This window comes from Pseudomonas sp. TH43 (assembly GCF_016650635.1).
Classification (GTDB): domain Bacteria; phylum Pseudomonadota; class Gammaproteobacteria; order Pseudomonadales; family Pseudomonadaceae; genus Aquipseudomonas.
Genome location: NZ_JAEKFI010000001.1, coordinates 1,068,781 through 1,083,459, shown reverse-complemented (window position 1 = coordinate 1,083,459; position 14,679 = coordinate 1,068,781). Strand labels below are relative to the sequence as shown.

The following is a 14,679-nucleotide window of genomic DNA, read 5'->3' as shown; positions in this document are numbered from 1 at the left end:
GGATCGTCCGATGAAAAACACCGCGTCACTGTCTTTTGCCCTGATCTTCACCGCTGCTTTTTTCAGCGCAGGCGTCCACGCAGCAGGCGACCCGGAGGCCGGCGCGAAAATCTTTCCGCGCTTGTGTGGCGGCTGCCATCAGGTCGGCGAATCAGCTCGCCCGGGGTTCGGCCCGCAACTCAACGGCATCTTCGGCCGACCCGCCGGGACCTCGGCCAACTACGTGTATTCCGATGCGATGAAAAACTCCGGCGTGACCTGGGATCGCGACACACTGACGGCGTATCTCAAAGATCCCAAAGGCGTCGTACCGGGCACGCGGATGATTTTCGGGGGGCTGAGTGACGAAGAAAAACTCGACAACCTGCTGGCCTATCTGCAGGCCTTCAAGTAATCCGTGCAGGAGCTGCTGCGGGCTGCGATCTTTTGCTCTTGCTTGTAGAAAGCAAGAGCAAAAGATCGCAGCCTGCGGCAGCTCCTACATGGGAGTGTTCATGGCGTGTTTTGGTGCAGGTGCCTCGGGTTTGTTGTCTGGTCGGCAAACCATGCCATGACCACGGCGCAGGCGGGGTGCGATGCTGCCGCCGGTTGCAGGCTCAGTGAATAAATCCCTCCCGTGCGCAATGGTTCGCCGAACGGCACCACCAACACCCCTCGCTCGATCGACTCCGCCGCCAGTGTCATGTCCGTCACCGCCACGCCTAATCCTCGTGCGGCCGCATCCAGAGCCAGCTCATCAAGGTTGAACGGGATGTGCCGGTAATCTTCCAGCGGTTTTCCATCGTTTGCCGCCAGCCATTCGATCCACGCCTGGCGATCGGCCGAGCGGTGCAGCAAGGCAAAACGCTGCAACTCGTCGATCGAGCGCGGTGCGTGCGCGAGGGTGGGTGAACACACCGGCACCAGCGCTTCTTCAAATAGCGTCAGGCAGTCTGCATCGCTGCTCGGTTGCGGCAGATAAAGAATGTAGGCATCACTGTCACTCGCCGGCTCAACCACTTCAGTGGCGACGGTTTCAATGGCCAGGGACACCTCAGGATGGCGCAGATAAAAATCGCTGAGTTTGGGCAGCAGCCAGCGCACCGCCAGCGACACGTGCATGCGGATGCGGAAGGGGCGCTTCTGTGGGGCGAGGCGTTCTTCGAGGGTTTGCAGTTGTTCGAGGATGCTGCGCGCGCTGGCCAAAACCTGCTCTCCCTCCGGAGTCAGTCGCAAGCTGCGGCTGGTGCGGATGAACAGCGCCACATTGAAGTGGCTCTCCAGTTGCTGGATCTGTCGGCTTACCGCGCTTTGGGTCAGACACAGTTTTTGCGCAGCCGTGGTGAAGCTGCCGCAGCGGGCAACTTCGACCAGCGTTTGCAGAGCTTGCAGGGAAGGAAGGTGACGAATTTTATCCATGCGGTTTCAGAATGGCTCGATGATTTTATAGCGTTGGTCGGTGAGGCGAAGACCTAATAGATTCTAGCTCTGGCGACGATCTTCTCAAGTTGCGCATGCGATTCACGCATGCTCGACGGGCAGAAGCAAGCCGCAGAACGAGAGTCGATGAGGTGATGCATGGAAAATGTATGTGGCTGGATCGCGCAGGCCGGCAGTTCGCCGGAACGCGGTCGCCTGAGTGGTGCGCAAAAAGCCGACTGGCTGGTGATCGGTGGCGGGATTACCGGGCTCAGCGCTGCGCATACGCTCGCCGAAATGCACCCGCAGGCACGTATTGTCGTGGTCGATCGGCAGCGGGCGGCGCAAGGCGCTTCGGCGCGTAACTCGGGGTTCGTCGTGGCCCATGAACATCCGGCGTCGAGCGAGTTGCTCGGCGCTTCAGGTTTTGCCGGGTTTGAAACCGATACGATGATTTCCCGCGCTGCCAGTGAAGAAGTGCGTCAACGCATCGCTCGCCATGGTATCGACTGCGAGTTTCGCGACAGCGGTTATTACTTTGCCGTCAGCGACCGGGCGAAACTCGACCAGGTTGACGCCAAACTGGCGACGCTGCGCGCCCTCGGTGCCCGCGCGGAGTTTATGCATGGCGCTGCACTGGCGCAGACGCTTGGCACTCGCCACTACGAAGCGGCGATCTATTGCGGCCACGGCAACGCGTTGCTGCAACCGGCCAAGTACGTGAAAGGGTTGCTCAACGCACTGCCGGGCACTATCACCCTTTACGAAAACACTGACATCACCGGTATCGAGCGCCTGAGCCAGGGACGGCTGCGCGCCAATGCGGTCGATGGCAGCGTCGAAGCCAAACGGGTGCTGGTGTGCCTGAACGCCTTCATTCCGCGCGTCGGCATCACCGACAGCGCCACCTTCCCGATGGAGCTGAGCGCCAGCCTCACGCGACCGCTGACCGATCAGGAGTTTGCAGCCATCGGCGCGGTCGAGCCTTGGGGCGTGCTGTCGACTCGTCCGCTTGGCGCCACGGTACGGCTGACGCCTGATCGCCGGGTGATGATCCGCAACACTGCCGAATACCGCACGCGCGACCTTTCCAACAGCCAACTCGCCTTGCGTCGGCAACATCACGTGCGAGGCTTGCAGCGGCGCTTTCCGTTCCTCGGCGAGCAGGACATTCAGTACACCTGGACTGGCCACTTGAGTGCGACGCGCAGCGGCCAGGCTTTTTTTGATCGGGTTGAAGAGGGCGTCTTCGCCGTCGCCGGCTGCAATGGTTCCGGCGTTGCCCGGGGGACGTTGTGGGGGCGCTTGCTGGCGGAGCTGGCGTCGGGCGTTGACTCGCCACTCTTGCAATCGGTCATGCAGCGCGCCGAACCCGGCTGGCTGCCGCCGCGTCCCTTCTTCGATATCGGTGCCATGCTGCGCATGCGCGTGGAGGCAGTCAGAGCCAGAACAGAAATCTGAAATTTCGCCTATCGCACAAGAATAAAAGCCACTCAACTCAGGTGACAGAACATGCGCATTCATCCACTTTCTCTGACCGTTGTGCTCGCAGCCGCTTCCACTGCGGCGCTCGCCGACGAAACCGTCAACATCTCCAACTGGAACAGCTACATCGCTCCGGACACCCTGGCCAACTTCACCCAGGCCACCGGCATCAAGACCACCTACGACATTCACGACAGCAACGAAGTGCTGGAGTCGAAGTTGATGACCGGCAACACCGGGTATGACGTGGTCAGCCCGTCGAACCATTTTCTGTCGCGGCTGATCAAGGCCGGGGCGATCCAGAAGCTCGACAAGTCGCAATTGCCGAACTGGAAAAACCTCGACCCGGTGTTGATGCAGAAGCTTGAGGTCAACGACCCCGGCAACCAGTACGGCTTCCCGTACATGTGGGGCACTGCCGGCATCGGTTACAATGTCCAGAAGATCAAGGCGATCTTCGGCAACACCGATGTCACGCGCTCGTGGAAGATGTTGTTTGATGAAGAAAACATCAAGAAGTTGAGCCAGTGCGGCGTGGCGTTCATCGATAACCCGACGCAGGTGTTGCCGATCACCCTCAACTATTTGGGCCTGCCACCGCACAGCCACGAGCCGGCGGATTACAAAAAGGCCGAACAGGCGTTGTTGAAGATCCGCCCCTACATCCAGTATTTCCACGCCTCGAAATACATCAGCGACCTGGCCAACGGTAATGTCTGCGTGGTGATCGGTTTCAACGGCGACATCGTCCAGGCTGCCGCCAGCGCCAGGGAAGCGAAGAATGGCATCGACATCGCCTACTCGATCCCGGACGAGGGCACGACCCTGTGGTTCGACATGATGGTCATGCCCAAAAGCGCGCCTCACGAGAAAAACGCCTACGCCTATATGAATTACCTGCTCGACCCCAAGGTGATTGCCAACATCAGCAACAGCATTCATTACGCCAACCCCAACGCAGCGGCTGCCGAGTTTCTCAACCCCGACGTGAAAGAGGATTCGGCGATCTACCCACCGAAGAGCGTGATGGAAAAACTGTTCACCGTGGAAGAGTTGCCAGCAGCCATTGCGCGTCTGTCCACACGCTTGTGGACCAAGCTGAAAACCAACACCTGACCATCCCCCAAAAGCATGTAGGCGCTGTCGAGTGAAACGAGGCGGCGATCTGTGATCTTGCTATTAAAAGACAAGATCAACAGATCGCGGCCTTCGGCAGCTCCTACAATGGGGTGGCCGGCGAAGTGCTCGGCACACCGTCGAAACCAGGGAGTACATCATGAGAGTTTTGCTGTTGGCCGCACCGCTGTTGCTCGTCACAGGATTGGCCCACGCCGCCATTCCGATGCTCAACGCCACCTGCCCGGGAAAGATCGAAGTACATGCCGATGAAGGCGGACCGATCTACATCAATGGCAAGGAAGGCAAACTGAAAAAATTCAACGAAAACTACTTCGAAGCCAAAGGCGCTGGCGTGACCATTTCCCTGAGCATCAATCCCGATGGTTCGCCAGCGCTGTCGTATACCGGCAAGAACAAGGCCCACGGCATCTGTGAAGTGAAAAAGGCCTGATCAGGCCACCTGATTACGGCCTGCCGCTTTCGCCTGATACAACTGCTGGTCGGCCCGTTTGATCAGCGCTGTAGGGTTGTTGTCCGCTGGGTCTGCCAGACCGATGCCGAGGCTCACCGTCACCTGGCCGACGGCTGGGAAGTGGGCATCGGCAATGGCTGCGCGGATCTTCTCCGCGACCACTTCCGGGGTGTCGGGTTGGGCGATTTCCGGCAGCAGTACGGCGAACTCTTCACCGCCGTAACGCGCCACGAAGTCGGTAGTGCGCAGGCTGCTCTGAATCAGTTGGGCCAACTGCTTGAGCACTTCGTCACCCACCGCGTGGCCGTGCGTGTCATTGATGCGTTTGAAGTGATCGGCGTCGATCAACAACAGTGCGAACGGGCGCCCCGTGCGCCGCGACAGCAAGCTGTATTCGGTGAGTTTTTCGTCGAAACGACGGCGGTTGAACACGCCGGTCAGCGCATCGTGCGTGGCCAGGTTCAGCAGCTCGGCGTTGGCCTGCATGAGGTCGGCGGTGCGTTGCGCCACAGTGGCCTCCAGTGAGGCATTGGCTTCTTGCAGCTCGCGCTCTTTGGCGAGCAACGATTGCGTCATCGCATCAATCGATTGGCCGAGCTGAGCAATTTCGCGCACCGGATGTTGCAGCGGGAAGTGAGCGCCGGGCTGGTTGTTCTGGACTTGCTTGGCCGAATTCGCAAGCTGCTCGATCGGACGGCTCAGGTACAGCGCCAGGTAATACGCCACCAAGCCGAACACCATTGCCGCGAACACGCCCAGCATCAACAGCTTGTAAAGCAACAGGCGCGCCGGTTGCAGCGCCGTCTCCAGTGGCTGGCGTACGGCAATCGACCACGACAGCGCCGTGCTGGGTGGCGTCGGCACGGTGACCATGCTGGTCAGGTAACCGTTACCCACCGACCAGCCCGGCGCTTTTGCTTCGTCCATCGCCAGTTGCTGGCCCATCAGGGCCTCGGGGTACAACACTTTGCCGTCGTGATCGACGATCAGCGCTTCGACATCCGGCGCAGCATTTTTATGGGAAAACGTCGCCGATTCGACAATGCGCGTCACCCAGTTCCAGTGAGCATGGGCACCGAGCACGCCAATCACCTGACCTTCGGCATTGTGGATCGGTGCGGCGAAATCGATGAAGCGCAGCGGTTCGCCGTTTGGTGTGCCCGGCAGCAATTTGGCCAGCAGCACGGCCTCATGCGGGTCGCCGGTGTACTGCCCACGCAGCCCGGCTTGAAACCACGGCCGCTGTTGCACCGATTGACCGACCAACAATCTGTTCACCGCCTGGTGGACGTTGCCTTGCGCATCGGTCACGCCCATCCACGCGTACTCGGCTCGGGCTTCAGTGCGCAGTTGCATCGACTTCAGAATTGCCGGGTTGTCCAGATCGCCGCGCTCCAGATGCGGTGCGCGGCTGAGCAGATACACCTCCAATTGGCGCTCGCGCAACTGCTCACCCAGCAAGGTTGCCGCCGAACGCGCAGTGTTCAACAGGGCATTGCCGCTGGCCTGCTTCATCTGTTCGGTGGCGATATGGCCGACATAGAAACCCACGCTGAGCAGCGTCAGCAATGACAAACCGGTAAACCACAGAGTGAGATGGCTACGCAGACTGGCTTTGAGCATGGGCGATGGCTGTCCTTATTGGCTTGGCGCCATGGTAGGCGACATCGTCGATGGGTTGCCAGCAAAGCGCTAGATGAAACTTGTCGGGATTGATACCAACCCGCCACGTGTTTCGGTAAGGTGTGCGCCGCCCGAGAGATGGATCCCGGGCGTTTTCCTATGGAGTTTTACAGTGAAATACCTCAGCAAAGTAGTCGCCGCCGCCCTGTTTGGTGTGGTTCTGGCAGGTTGCACAGGCACCCCGATGAAGACCCAGCAATACGACAGCAGCCAATACACCGTGATTGGCCACAGCGAAGCCACCGCCACCGGCCTGCTGCTGTTCGGCGTCATCCCGATCCAGCAGAACAGCCGCTTCGTCCGCGCTCAGACCGCCGCGATCAAAGCCAAGGGCGGCGACGCGATGATCAACACCCAAGTCCAGGAAAACTGGTTCTGGGCCTGGGTCCTGACCGGCTACACCACCAAGATTTCCGGTGACGTGGTCAAGCTGAAAACCGCGCAATAAGCGACGGTCGAATACAAAAAAGCCCGGCTGACAAGGCCGGGTTTTTTATGGAACTGCGTTTGGCTCACTGACGCCCGTCACGCCGCCAATCATTGCCCTCTGTAAGGGCTGCCGAAGGCTGCGATCCTCTAAACCTGATCCTGAACCGCCTTCCCCGACCGAACACACAACTCCCCGGTAGCCCGAGTCAGCGCCAACTCATGCAGCGCATCAAGGGCTAAACCACTGCGCGCTTTGGCTAGCCACACCGAGCAATCGGGAGCATGCCGATACGGTGCGAACTCAGCGTATTGCTGCAACAGACGGGTTTGCAGTTCGTCCAGTCGCGGCCGGATCTGCTTGCCCAGATCCGGCCGTGGCGTGTCCGGCGCTGCACCGGCCGCTTGCCACTGCGCAAGCAAACCGTATTGCACCAACTTGTTAGCCTCCATCTGCGCGGCGATCAATTGCGCCACATCCTCCGCGTCGAGCTTGCGCTCGACAGCCAACGCGCGGGCATTGGCGATGACTTGCGCTTCCCGAGGGCTGTCCTGAATCGGCTTGCCACTGTCCCATTTGGTCAGGGCGACGAGATCGCCGATGTTCAGGCGTTCGTTCAGGGTTTCCAGCAGGGGCTTCAGGGATTGCGGCGGCGCAGCGGGTGTGCCAGCGTTCGCGAGGGTGGCAACCAGAGTGAGGAGGGTGCAGGTCAGCAGGTTTGGAAGGTGGGGCATGAACCGAGCCTCGTTCAATGAAAATGGGCAGGGCTGTTGTTTACCACAGCGGCGAACTTGCACCTACCCATCCATTGCGATTGCCTGGGCGGAAATTGAATGCACGCCCCCTGCGTATCCGAGGTTGGGCGTTCAGGGTTGCGGATCAAAAGATCGCAGCCTGCGGCGGCTCCTACAATAGGTGCTTCCGAGCTGATCCCGAAATGTTAATTGCACCCCGCTCGCAACTCATCGAAGCTATCCTCTATCAGCCCTCCCGCCGTCGAGATGGACCTCCAGTCAATGCAAACCCCCAGCCCCACCAAACCCCTCTGGCAAACCTACCTGCTGTTCCTGGCGCCCATGGTGCTGTCCAACTTTTTGCAGTCAATGTCAGGCACGGTCAACAGCATTTACATCGGTCAGATGCTCGGCACTCAGGCGTTGGCGGCGGTGTCGGGGATGTTTCCCATCGTGTTTTTCTTTATCGCGCTGGTGATCGGCCTCGGTGCGGGTGCCGGGGTGTTGATCGGTCAGGCCTGGGGCGCGCGTGAGCCGCATATGGTCAAAGCCATTGCCGGGGCGACGTTGTTGTTGGGGGTGTTGATCGGTTTGGTGGCGGCGGTGTTTGGCAGTGTGTTTGCGCGGCAGGCATTGACCGGGTTGGGCACACCAGCGGACGTGCTCGACGATGCGGTGGCGTATGCGCATGTGATGATGTGGATCTTGCCGGCGATGTTGGTGTTTGTGCTGTTCACCCAGTTGTTGCGCGGGGTCAGCGATACGTTGTCACCGTTGCTGGCATTGGTGGTATCGACGTGTGTGGGGTTGGCGCTGACGCCAGCGTTGATTCGCGGCTGGTTCGGTTTGCCGCAGATGGGCATTCAGAGCGCGGCGTATGCCGGACTGGCGGGCACCCTGTCGGCGATGGCGTGGCTGGCGTGGCGTTTGATTCGCAAGGGCCATCCGTTGGCGCCGGATCGCGAGTTCTTCGCGGCCCTGAAACTGGACGGGGCGATTCTAGGCAAAGTGCTGCGCATCGGTCTGCCGACCGGGGTGCAGATGATTGTGCTGTCGTTGTCGGAGCTGGTGATTCTGGCATTGGTCAATCAGCACGGTTCACAAGCGACAGCGGCTTACGGTGCCGTGACGCAAATCGTCAATTATGTGCAGTTTCCGGCGCTGTCGATTGCGATCACCGCGTCGATCCTTGGCGCGCAGGCCATCGGGGCGGGGCGGCTGGAGCGCATGGGGCCGATTCTGCGCACCGGGCTGTGGATCAACGTCTGTCTGACCGGCGGTTTGATCGTGCTCGGTTACCTGTTGTCGCACTGGTTGCTGGGGCTGTTCCTGACCGAGGATTCGACCCGGGCGATGGCGGAACATCTGCTGCACATCATGTTGTGGAGTCTGTTGGTGTTCGGTTTCCAGGCGATCATCGGCGGGATCATGCGCGCCAGTGGCACGGTGCTGGTGCCGGTGGTGATCGCCATTATCTGCGTGGTGGGTGTGCAGTTGCCGGCGGCGTATTGGCTGGACAGTCAGTATGGCTTGCAGGGAGTGTGGATGGCGTTTCCCGTTGCGTATCTGGCGATGCTGGTGCTGCAGACGCTGTATTACAAACTGGTCTGGCAACACCAGAAAATCGAACGCCTCGTCTGATCCCTGTAGGAGCTGCCACAGGCTGCAATCTTTTGATCTGGATCTTAAAAAACCAGCATCAAAAGATCGCAGCCTGCGGCAGCGCCTACAAGGGGGCATGGATGTCGGTGCTGGCGTAACCGGTGGATGTTTGCTTAAGTCAATCGAGACCCTCGACGGCTAGCCTCGCCCGGAGAATCCCATGTCGATCCGATTGCTGCTGGCTGCCGCGTGTTCGCTGTGTGTCATTCCTGGCGCGCACGCTGTCGAGTACAGCCGAGTCAATACCACCGCCAGTCAGATCAGCTTCACCTACAACCAGATGGGCTCGCGGATGTACGGCACCTTCGGCAAGTTCGAGGCGACGCTGGACTTCGATACCGACAACCTCGCCAGCGCCCACACGACTTTGCACATCGACCTCAACAGCATTGATGCCGGCAGCGAAGACGCCAACACCGAACTGGTCAAACCGGCCTGGTTCGATACGGAAAAATTCCCCGTGGCGGTGTTCGAATCGAGTCGGTTCACTCAGGTCGCCGAGCATCGCTATCTGATCGCTGGCCAACTGACCCTCAAAGGCATCACCCGCGAGGTGCAAGTGCCAGTGGAACTGAAACCCGACAGTGACATCGGCATTTTCGACGGTGAACTGGTGCTCAAACGCGATGAGTTCGGCCTCGGCGCGGGGGAGTGGGCGGACAGCGTGGTTTCCAAAGACATCGCCATCAAATTCAAAGTGGTGGCGCCACAGCAGTGACGCCAACCCGGTGCCTCAGTGACTGCCGAACAACTGGCGGATCAGGTTCGGTGTGCTGCCGGTCCAGCGTTTGAACGAGCGCCGGAAGTTTGCCGCATCGGTGAAACTCAAATACTCGGCCACGGCCTCATTGCTCATGCCCTTGACCTGATACAGGTACAGCGCCACGTGTTTGCGCACCAGATCCACCTGTTGCTGAAACCCGCTGTCGTGCTTTTGCAGCTTGCGCTTGAGGGTCGCCGGGCTCATGGCGAATGCCTGCGCCGCCTGTTCCAGGCTCGGTGGCTGGCGCACATGATCCTGCAAGTAACGGTAGAGGCAATCGGTGAAACTGGCGGTAAACCCCAGTTGTTCAATTTGTAGCAAGGCTTCCTGACGCGCGACCTGACCCGCCGTGGCCGATGCACCAGGCCATGGCCGGGCGAGGCACTCGCGCGGGATGCGCATCAGGTCCAGCGGTCGCTTGAACTGCGTGTGCTCGCCGAGATGCACCCAGTACTGTTCGACATAACGCGGTTCCGCATGGCTGAAACTGCATTCCCACGGCAGGCGCTGGCCACTGAGCCACTGACTCATGGCCACCAGCGAGGTCATTCCGGCTTCCAGCAGAAACCGCCATTGCTCGCCGGCGCCACAGCTGTCCAGCCAGTAAACGTAGGCAAAGCTGTCATCGAGTAACAGACGCGGGGTCATCAGGGGGCTGAGCAAGGCTTGTTGTTGCACCAACGTATCGAGTGCCTGATGCAGATTTTGTGCATGCCGCAACGCATGACTCGCGGCGCCATAGTGCCCCGGCAGCAAGCGTTGGCCGAAGAGGAAACTGCTGTCGTCAGCGTCGAGCAAGCGGCGGCTGTTGCCGATCAGCCCGAGAAACTGCTGCGGACTGAGCCGCGTCTGGCCCGCCAGAATGTCTTCATGAAACAGCCCGGTGCCGCGCAACAGGCGATGGCTGTCGATGTCACGCGACAGCGCCAGGTCGATCAGCGTCGCCGGTTGGTAATGCCCGGGAATGAAACGGCTGTCGTTTTCGTACCAAGTGGTTTTGACGGTCATGGTCGGCCTCAGGCGCTTTTGGCCAACGGCGACTTGGCGCGCGCCAGTGCCAGGTTCAGGCGTTTGAGCAGCGCTTCGGGCGTCTCATCGAGGGCCATGACGGCCGCCGTGCTGGCCGCCAGTTGCAAGCGTTCGCCATGCTGGCGGGTCTTGTGTGCGAGCGCTTGCACGGCGATCCGCAGTTCTTGCGCCAGCAGTTGCGCCTGCCGTTCGCCGGTATTGGGCAGCAGCACCACAAAGCGGTCGCCGGCCAGTCGACAGAGCAGATCCTGACGGCGCAGGTTGAGCAGCAGCACATGGCTGAGGGCCTGCAACACAGCGTCGCCCTCGGTATGCCCGTAGGCCTGATTGATGGCGGCGAAGTTGTCCAGATCGAGCACCAGCAACGACAGCGGTTGTTGCTGCGCAAGGCTTTCGGCGAGGCTGTCGGCCAGCTGCCGTTTCAGATAATCGGCGCCGCCCAGCGGGGTGAGTTTGTCGAACAGCCGATGCTCGCGGAACAGCCGTTCGCGTTTCTCCATCTGCGCACTGATTGCCAGTTGCTCACGGTGCCAGTGATAGATGCCAATGGTCAGCAGCACCATGCCCACCGGCATCGGCCCGGATTCCAGCCAGTGATCCCAGGTGATGCTGTCGGGCAGGCGAATAAACTCGTCGAGGCTGTCGATCCACCAGGAAAAGAAAATGCAACTGAGCCCCAGCGCCAGATAATTGGTAACCCGCCCGGCAGGACGGCTTTTCAGCACCAGCCCCAGCCAGACCAACGCCAGCAACGCCGAGCCACCTTCGCCGATGATGTCCAGCCAGACCCATTCGCTGACCGATTTCAGATCCCCACACGCCAGGCACAGCAACAAGCCAAGGTTCGCCGCCAGCAACAATGCGGCGAGTTTCCAACGGTGGGGTTTGAGCACTGAGAACATGGCCGCGATCCTTTGGCGAAGAAGCAATGCGCGCCAGCACAGCAGATGTTTGTGACAGGCAGGTGACGGAGGGGGGAGGTCGAATCAGCTCATCGCCCAGCGCTCTATTTCTTCAAGAAAACCCCGTCCCTTGCAGGCGCGAGCCTGCTCGCTATAGCGCTGGATGAGCGAATATTAAGGGTGACAGGCAAACCGTTATCGCGAGCAGGCTCACTCCTACAGGGGGCCGTAGTGGGTGCAAGGGGTCATTTCAGCTCATTTATCGCTGCGCCTCTCGGCAAATGCCCGGTCTACAGGGCTCGACCGCCGACCTTGTCACAGAAGCGTCATGCGTCACCCCTAGCTTGCCCCTCCAGTTGCCGGGCCACTTGCCTGGCCTGACCGGACTCTTTGGGGGAGGACACACATGTACCAGCGCAGCAGTTATCCGCGCAGCGGCACCGTCGGGCTCTTCAGTTTCACCCTGACCGCTTTGGCCATGGCGATGGCCAGCGAGCGGCTGCAGGCGGCCGATGGCGCCGCCCATGTCGAGCACGTTGAGGTGGTCGGCCAAGCCGCAAGCATCGATTCGGCGCTCAAGCAGCAGCGTCGTTCCGACAATATCGAAAGCGTGGTGCACGCCGATGGCATGGCGCAGTTGCCGGACGAAAACGTCGCCGAAGCGGCCCAGCGTTTGCCGGGCATCAGCGTCGAACGTGATCAGGGCGAAGGGCGCTTTGTCAGCGTGCGCGGTCTGGGACCGGATCTGAACAGCGTGACCATCAATGGCACGCTGGTGCCGTCGCCGGAAAGCGAACGCCGCGCCGTCGCCCTCGACGTATTGCCGTCGGAACTGGTGCAATCGTTGTCGGTGATCAAGACCCTGACCCCGGACATGGACGCCAACTCGCTGGGTGGCACCGTCGATGTGAAAAGCCTGTCGGCGTTCGATCACAAAGGTTTGTTCTACACCGGCGGCACTGAAGCCAGCTACGACAAGAACAGCCATCAGACCAGCCCGAAATTCTCCGGCGCGGTCAGCGACCGTTTCAGCCTCGGCGATGGCATCGACAATTTTGGGGTTGCCGCTGCGTTGAGCTGGCAGAAACGTGATTTCGGTTCGGACAATGTCGAAACCGGCGGCGCCTGGGATTTCGCCCGCGGTGCCCAACTGGAAGAGTTCGAACAGCGTGACTACGACATCAGCCGCGAACGCACCGGCGGCGGTCTGAACTTCGATTACAAGCCCGACGACCTCAGCAGCTATTACCTGCGCACGCTGTACAGCCGCTACAAGGACAGCGAAACGCGCAACTCCATTAGCTTCGAGTTCGCCGACCCGCAAGCCGCCAGTGTGCTGGGCGACGCTGAAGGCAAACGCAAACTCAAACAGCGCGAAGAGACCCAGGAAATCCAGTCCTACGTGTTCGGTGGCGAGCGCATGTTCGGCCTGTGGACACTCAGCGGTCAGGCCGGCTACAGCCGCTCCAGCGAAGACAGCCCAGGCCACATTGCCAACGCCGCGTTCGATGGTAATGACGATTTCGCCGACAGTGGTTTTTACAGCAACGACAAGCCGCGCCCGATCATCGGCCAGGGCTTCTACAACGCCAACAATTTCACCCTCGACAAGGTCGACTGGGAAAAGCAGAACACCACCGACACCGAGAAAAACCTGCGTCTGGATCTGGCCCGAGACTATGACTTGAGTGGCTACGCGTCGCAGGTCAAATTCGGCGGCAAGGTCAGCCGCCGCAACAAGGACAACAACCTCGACGCCTGGGTCTACGAGGACTTCGATGACCTCGGCTTCAGCGACGAGCAACTCAACCTCAACCGCTTCGCCAAGGGTTCGGTGGATTATCGTCTCGGCCAGTTCGGACCAGGGATCAGCGGCAGTGCGATCAAGAACCTGATCGGCGGGCTGAACCGCGATGACTTCTATGACCCGACCGAGTCAGCCGTCAACGATTTCACGATGCGCGAGGACATCAACGCCGGTTACCTGATGAACACCGTCGATATTGATGATTGGCGCTTCATCGCCGGCCTGCGTTACGAGGGCACCGAGTTCGAAGCCAAAGGCACCGGCGCCACCGACGGCGACTTCGAACCCACCGAGACCCAACGCAAATATCACCACTGGCTGCCGGGCCTGCATGCACGCTACCAACTGGACAAAAACACTCAGGTTCGTGCGGCGTGGACCAAGTCCGTGGTGCGCCCGACCTTCGGCCAACTGGCGCCGGGTTTTGTCATCGACGGCGATGAGGCAACGTTCGGCAACCCTGAGCTGAAACCGCTGGAATCGAGCAACCTCGACCTCGGTATCGAGCACTACATGGGCCGGGCGGGCACGGTGTCGGCTTTCGTGTTCTACAAGGACATCAAAAACTTCGTCTACAACACCGACCTCGCTGGCACGGGTGCCTGGACGAATTTCTCCGAAGCCCACACCTTTGCCAACGGCGACAGCGCCAAACTCTATGGCCTGGAGTTGGCGTACTCGCAGAAATTCGACTGGTTGCCGGCGCCGTGGAACGGTTTGTTGCTGGGCGCCAACACCACGTTCAGCCGCTCCGACGCCGACATCGAAGGTTTCGATGCCGCCAGTGGTCGCAATCGCAAACGCAGCATCGATCTACCGAGCCAGTCCGACACAGTCGGCAACCTGATGCTCGGCTGGGAGAACGACAAGCTCAGCCTGCGCGTCTCGGCCAACTACAAATCCGACTATCTCTACGAGTTGGCCTCAATCAACGACAAGGCCCACGACCTGCACGTCGATGCGCAAACCTTCGTCGACTTCAGCGCGCGTTATTCGCTGACGAAAAGCCTGCAACTGAGCTTCGAGGCGCAAAACCTCACCGACGAGCCGTACTTCGTCTACACCGGCCATCGCTCTTACAACGGCCAATACGAAGAATACGGCCCGACCTACAAGCTTGGCCTGACCTTCACCCATTTCTAAGCCTCGGAGGGCGGCCGGGTGCCGCCGTCGATCCACACACGACAAGGATTCTGCC

At 60.2% G+C, this 14,679-nt stretch carries 13 protein-coding genes; 8 read left to right on the top strand and 5 right to left on the bottom strand.

Translation table 11 applies throughout. The features are described 5' to 3' along the window. Window positions 1-10: 10 nt before the first annotated feature. On the top strand, window positions 11-394 hold the full coding sequence (locus tag JFT81_RS04865) for a cytochrome c family protein (protein ID WP_201226336.1): 384 nt from the start codon (window positions 11-13) through the stop codon (window positions 392-394). 98 nt (window positions 395-492) lie between these two features. Here the strand turns inward: JFT81_RS04865 and JFT81_RS04860 are convergent, their stop codons facing one another. Then, window positions 493-1,398: a LysR substrate-binding domain-containing protein gene (locus JFT81_RS04860; protein WP_201226335.1), complete on the bottom strand. Its 906-nt coding sequence runs from the start codon at window positions 1,396-1,398 to the stop codon at window positions 493-495. A gap of 159 nt (window positions 1,399-1,557) precedes the next feature. Between JFT81_RS04860 and JFT81_RS04855 the strand changes: the two genes are divergently transcribed. The 3 genes from JFT81_RS04855 to JFT81_RS04845 all read left to right on the top strand — a co-directional run bounded on the left by JFT81_RS04855 (window position 1,558) and on the right by JFT81_RS04845 (window position 4,453). Then, window positions 1,558-2,859 carry an FAD-binding oxidoreductase gene (locus JFT81_RS04855; protein ID WP_201226334.1) on the top strand — a complete coding sequence of 434 codons (1,302 nt, stop codon included), beginning with the start codon at window positions 1,558-1,560 and terminating at the stop codon, window positions 2,857-2,859. Between the two features lie 51 nt (window positions 2,860-2,910). Then, entirely contained in the window at window positions 2,911-3,999 is a 1,089-nt protein-coding gene (locus JFT81_RS04850) for a polyamine ABC transporter substrate-binding protein (protein WP_201226333.1), read from the top strand. 160 nt (window positions 4,000-4,159) lie between these two features. Further along, window positions 4,160-4,453: a hypothetical protein gene (locus tag JFT81_RS04845; RefSeq protein ID WP_201226332.1), complete on the top strand. Its 294-nt coding sequence runs from the start codon at window positions 4,160-4,162 to the stop codon at window positions 4,451-4,453. Here JFT81_RS04845 and JFT81_RS04840 read toward each other — a convergent pair whose 3' ends face one another. After that, window positions 4,454-6,097: a diguanylate cyclase gene (locus JFT81_RS04840; protein ID WP_201204522.1), complete on the bottom strand. Its 1,644-nt coding sequence runs from the start codon at window positions 6,095-6,097 to the stop codon at window positions 4,454-4,456. Between the two features lie 172 nt (window positions 6,098-6,269). Here JFT81_RS04840 and JFT81_RS04835 point away from each other — a divergent pair, with 172 nt between their 5' ends. Then, complete coding sequence (locus tag JFT81_RS04835) at window positions 6,270-6,605, top strand: hypothetical protein (protein WP_201226331.1); 336 nt, start codon at window positions 6,270-6,272, stop codon at window positions 6,603-6,605. 128 nt (window positions 6,606-6,733) lie between these two features. Here JFT81_RS04835 and JFT81_RS04830 read toward each other — a convergent pair whose 3' ends face one another. Continuing rightward, on the bottom strand, window positions 6,734-7,318 hold the full coding sequence (locus JFT81_RS04830; RefSeq protein ID WP_201226330.1) for a chorismate mutase: 585 nt from the start codon (window positions 7,316-7,318) through the stop codon (window positions 6,734-6,736). A gap of 282 nt (window positions 7,319-7,600) precedes the next feature. Here JFT81_RS04830 and JFT81_RS04825 point away from each other — a divergent pair, with 282 nt between their 5' ends. Next, on the top strand, window positions 7,601-8,959 hold the full coding sequence (locus JFT81_RS04825; RefSeq protein WP_201226329.1) for an MATE family efflux transporter: 1,359 nt from the start codon (window positions 7,601-7,603) through the stop codon (window positions 8,957-8,959). Window positions 8,960-9,140: 181 nt separating this feature from the next. Continuing rightward, window positions 9,141-9,698 carry a YceI family protein gene (locus JFT81_RS04820; protein WP_201226328.1) on the top strand — a complete coding sequence of 186 codons (558 nt, stop codon included), beginning with the start codon at window positions 9,141-9,143 and terminating at the stop codon, window positions 9,696-9,698. A gap of 15 nt (window positions 9,699-9,713) precedes the next feature. On the opposite strand, the gene JFT81_RS04815 is transcribed toward JFT81_RS04820, so the two are convergent. Together JFT81_RS04815 and JFT81_RS04810 are read right to left on the bottom strand one after the other, a co-directional pair. Further along, a complete protein-coding gene (locus JFT81_RS04815; RefSeq protein ID WP_201204516.1) occupies window positions 9,714-10,751 on the bottom strand; it encodes an AraC family transcriptional regulator in 1,038 nt (345 codons plus the stop codon). A gap of 8 nt (window positions 10,752-10,759) precedes the next feature. After that, on the bottom strand, window positions 10,760-11,674 hold the full coding sequence (locus tag JFT81_RS04810; protein WP_201226327.1) for a GGDEF domain-containing protein: 915 nt from the start codon (window positions 11,672-11,674) through the stop codon (window positions 10,760-10,762). A 406-nt stretch (window positions 11,675-12,080) separates the two neighbouring features. Between JFT81_RS04810 and JFT81_RS04805 the strand changes: the two genes are divergently transcribed. Further along, entirely contained in the window at window positions 12,081-14,624 is a 2,544-nt protein-coding gene (locus JFT81_RS04805) for a TonB-dependent receptor (protein WP_201226326.1), read from the top strand. The last annotated feature ends 55 nt before the right edge of the window (window positions 14,625-14,679 follow it).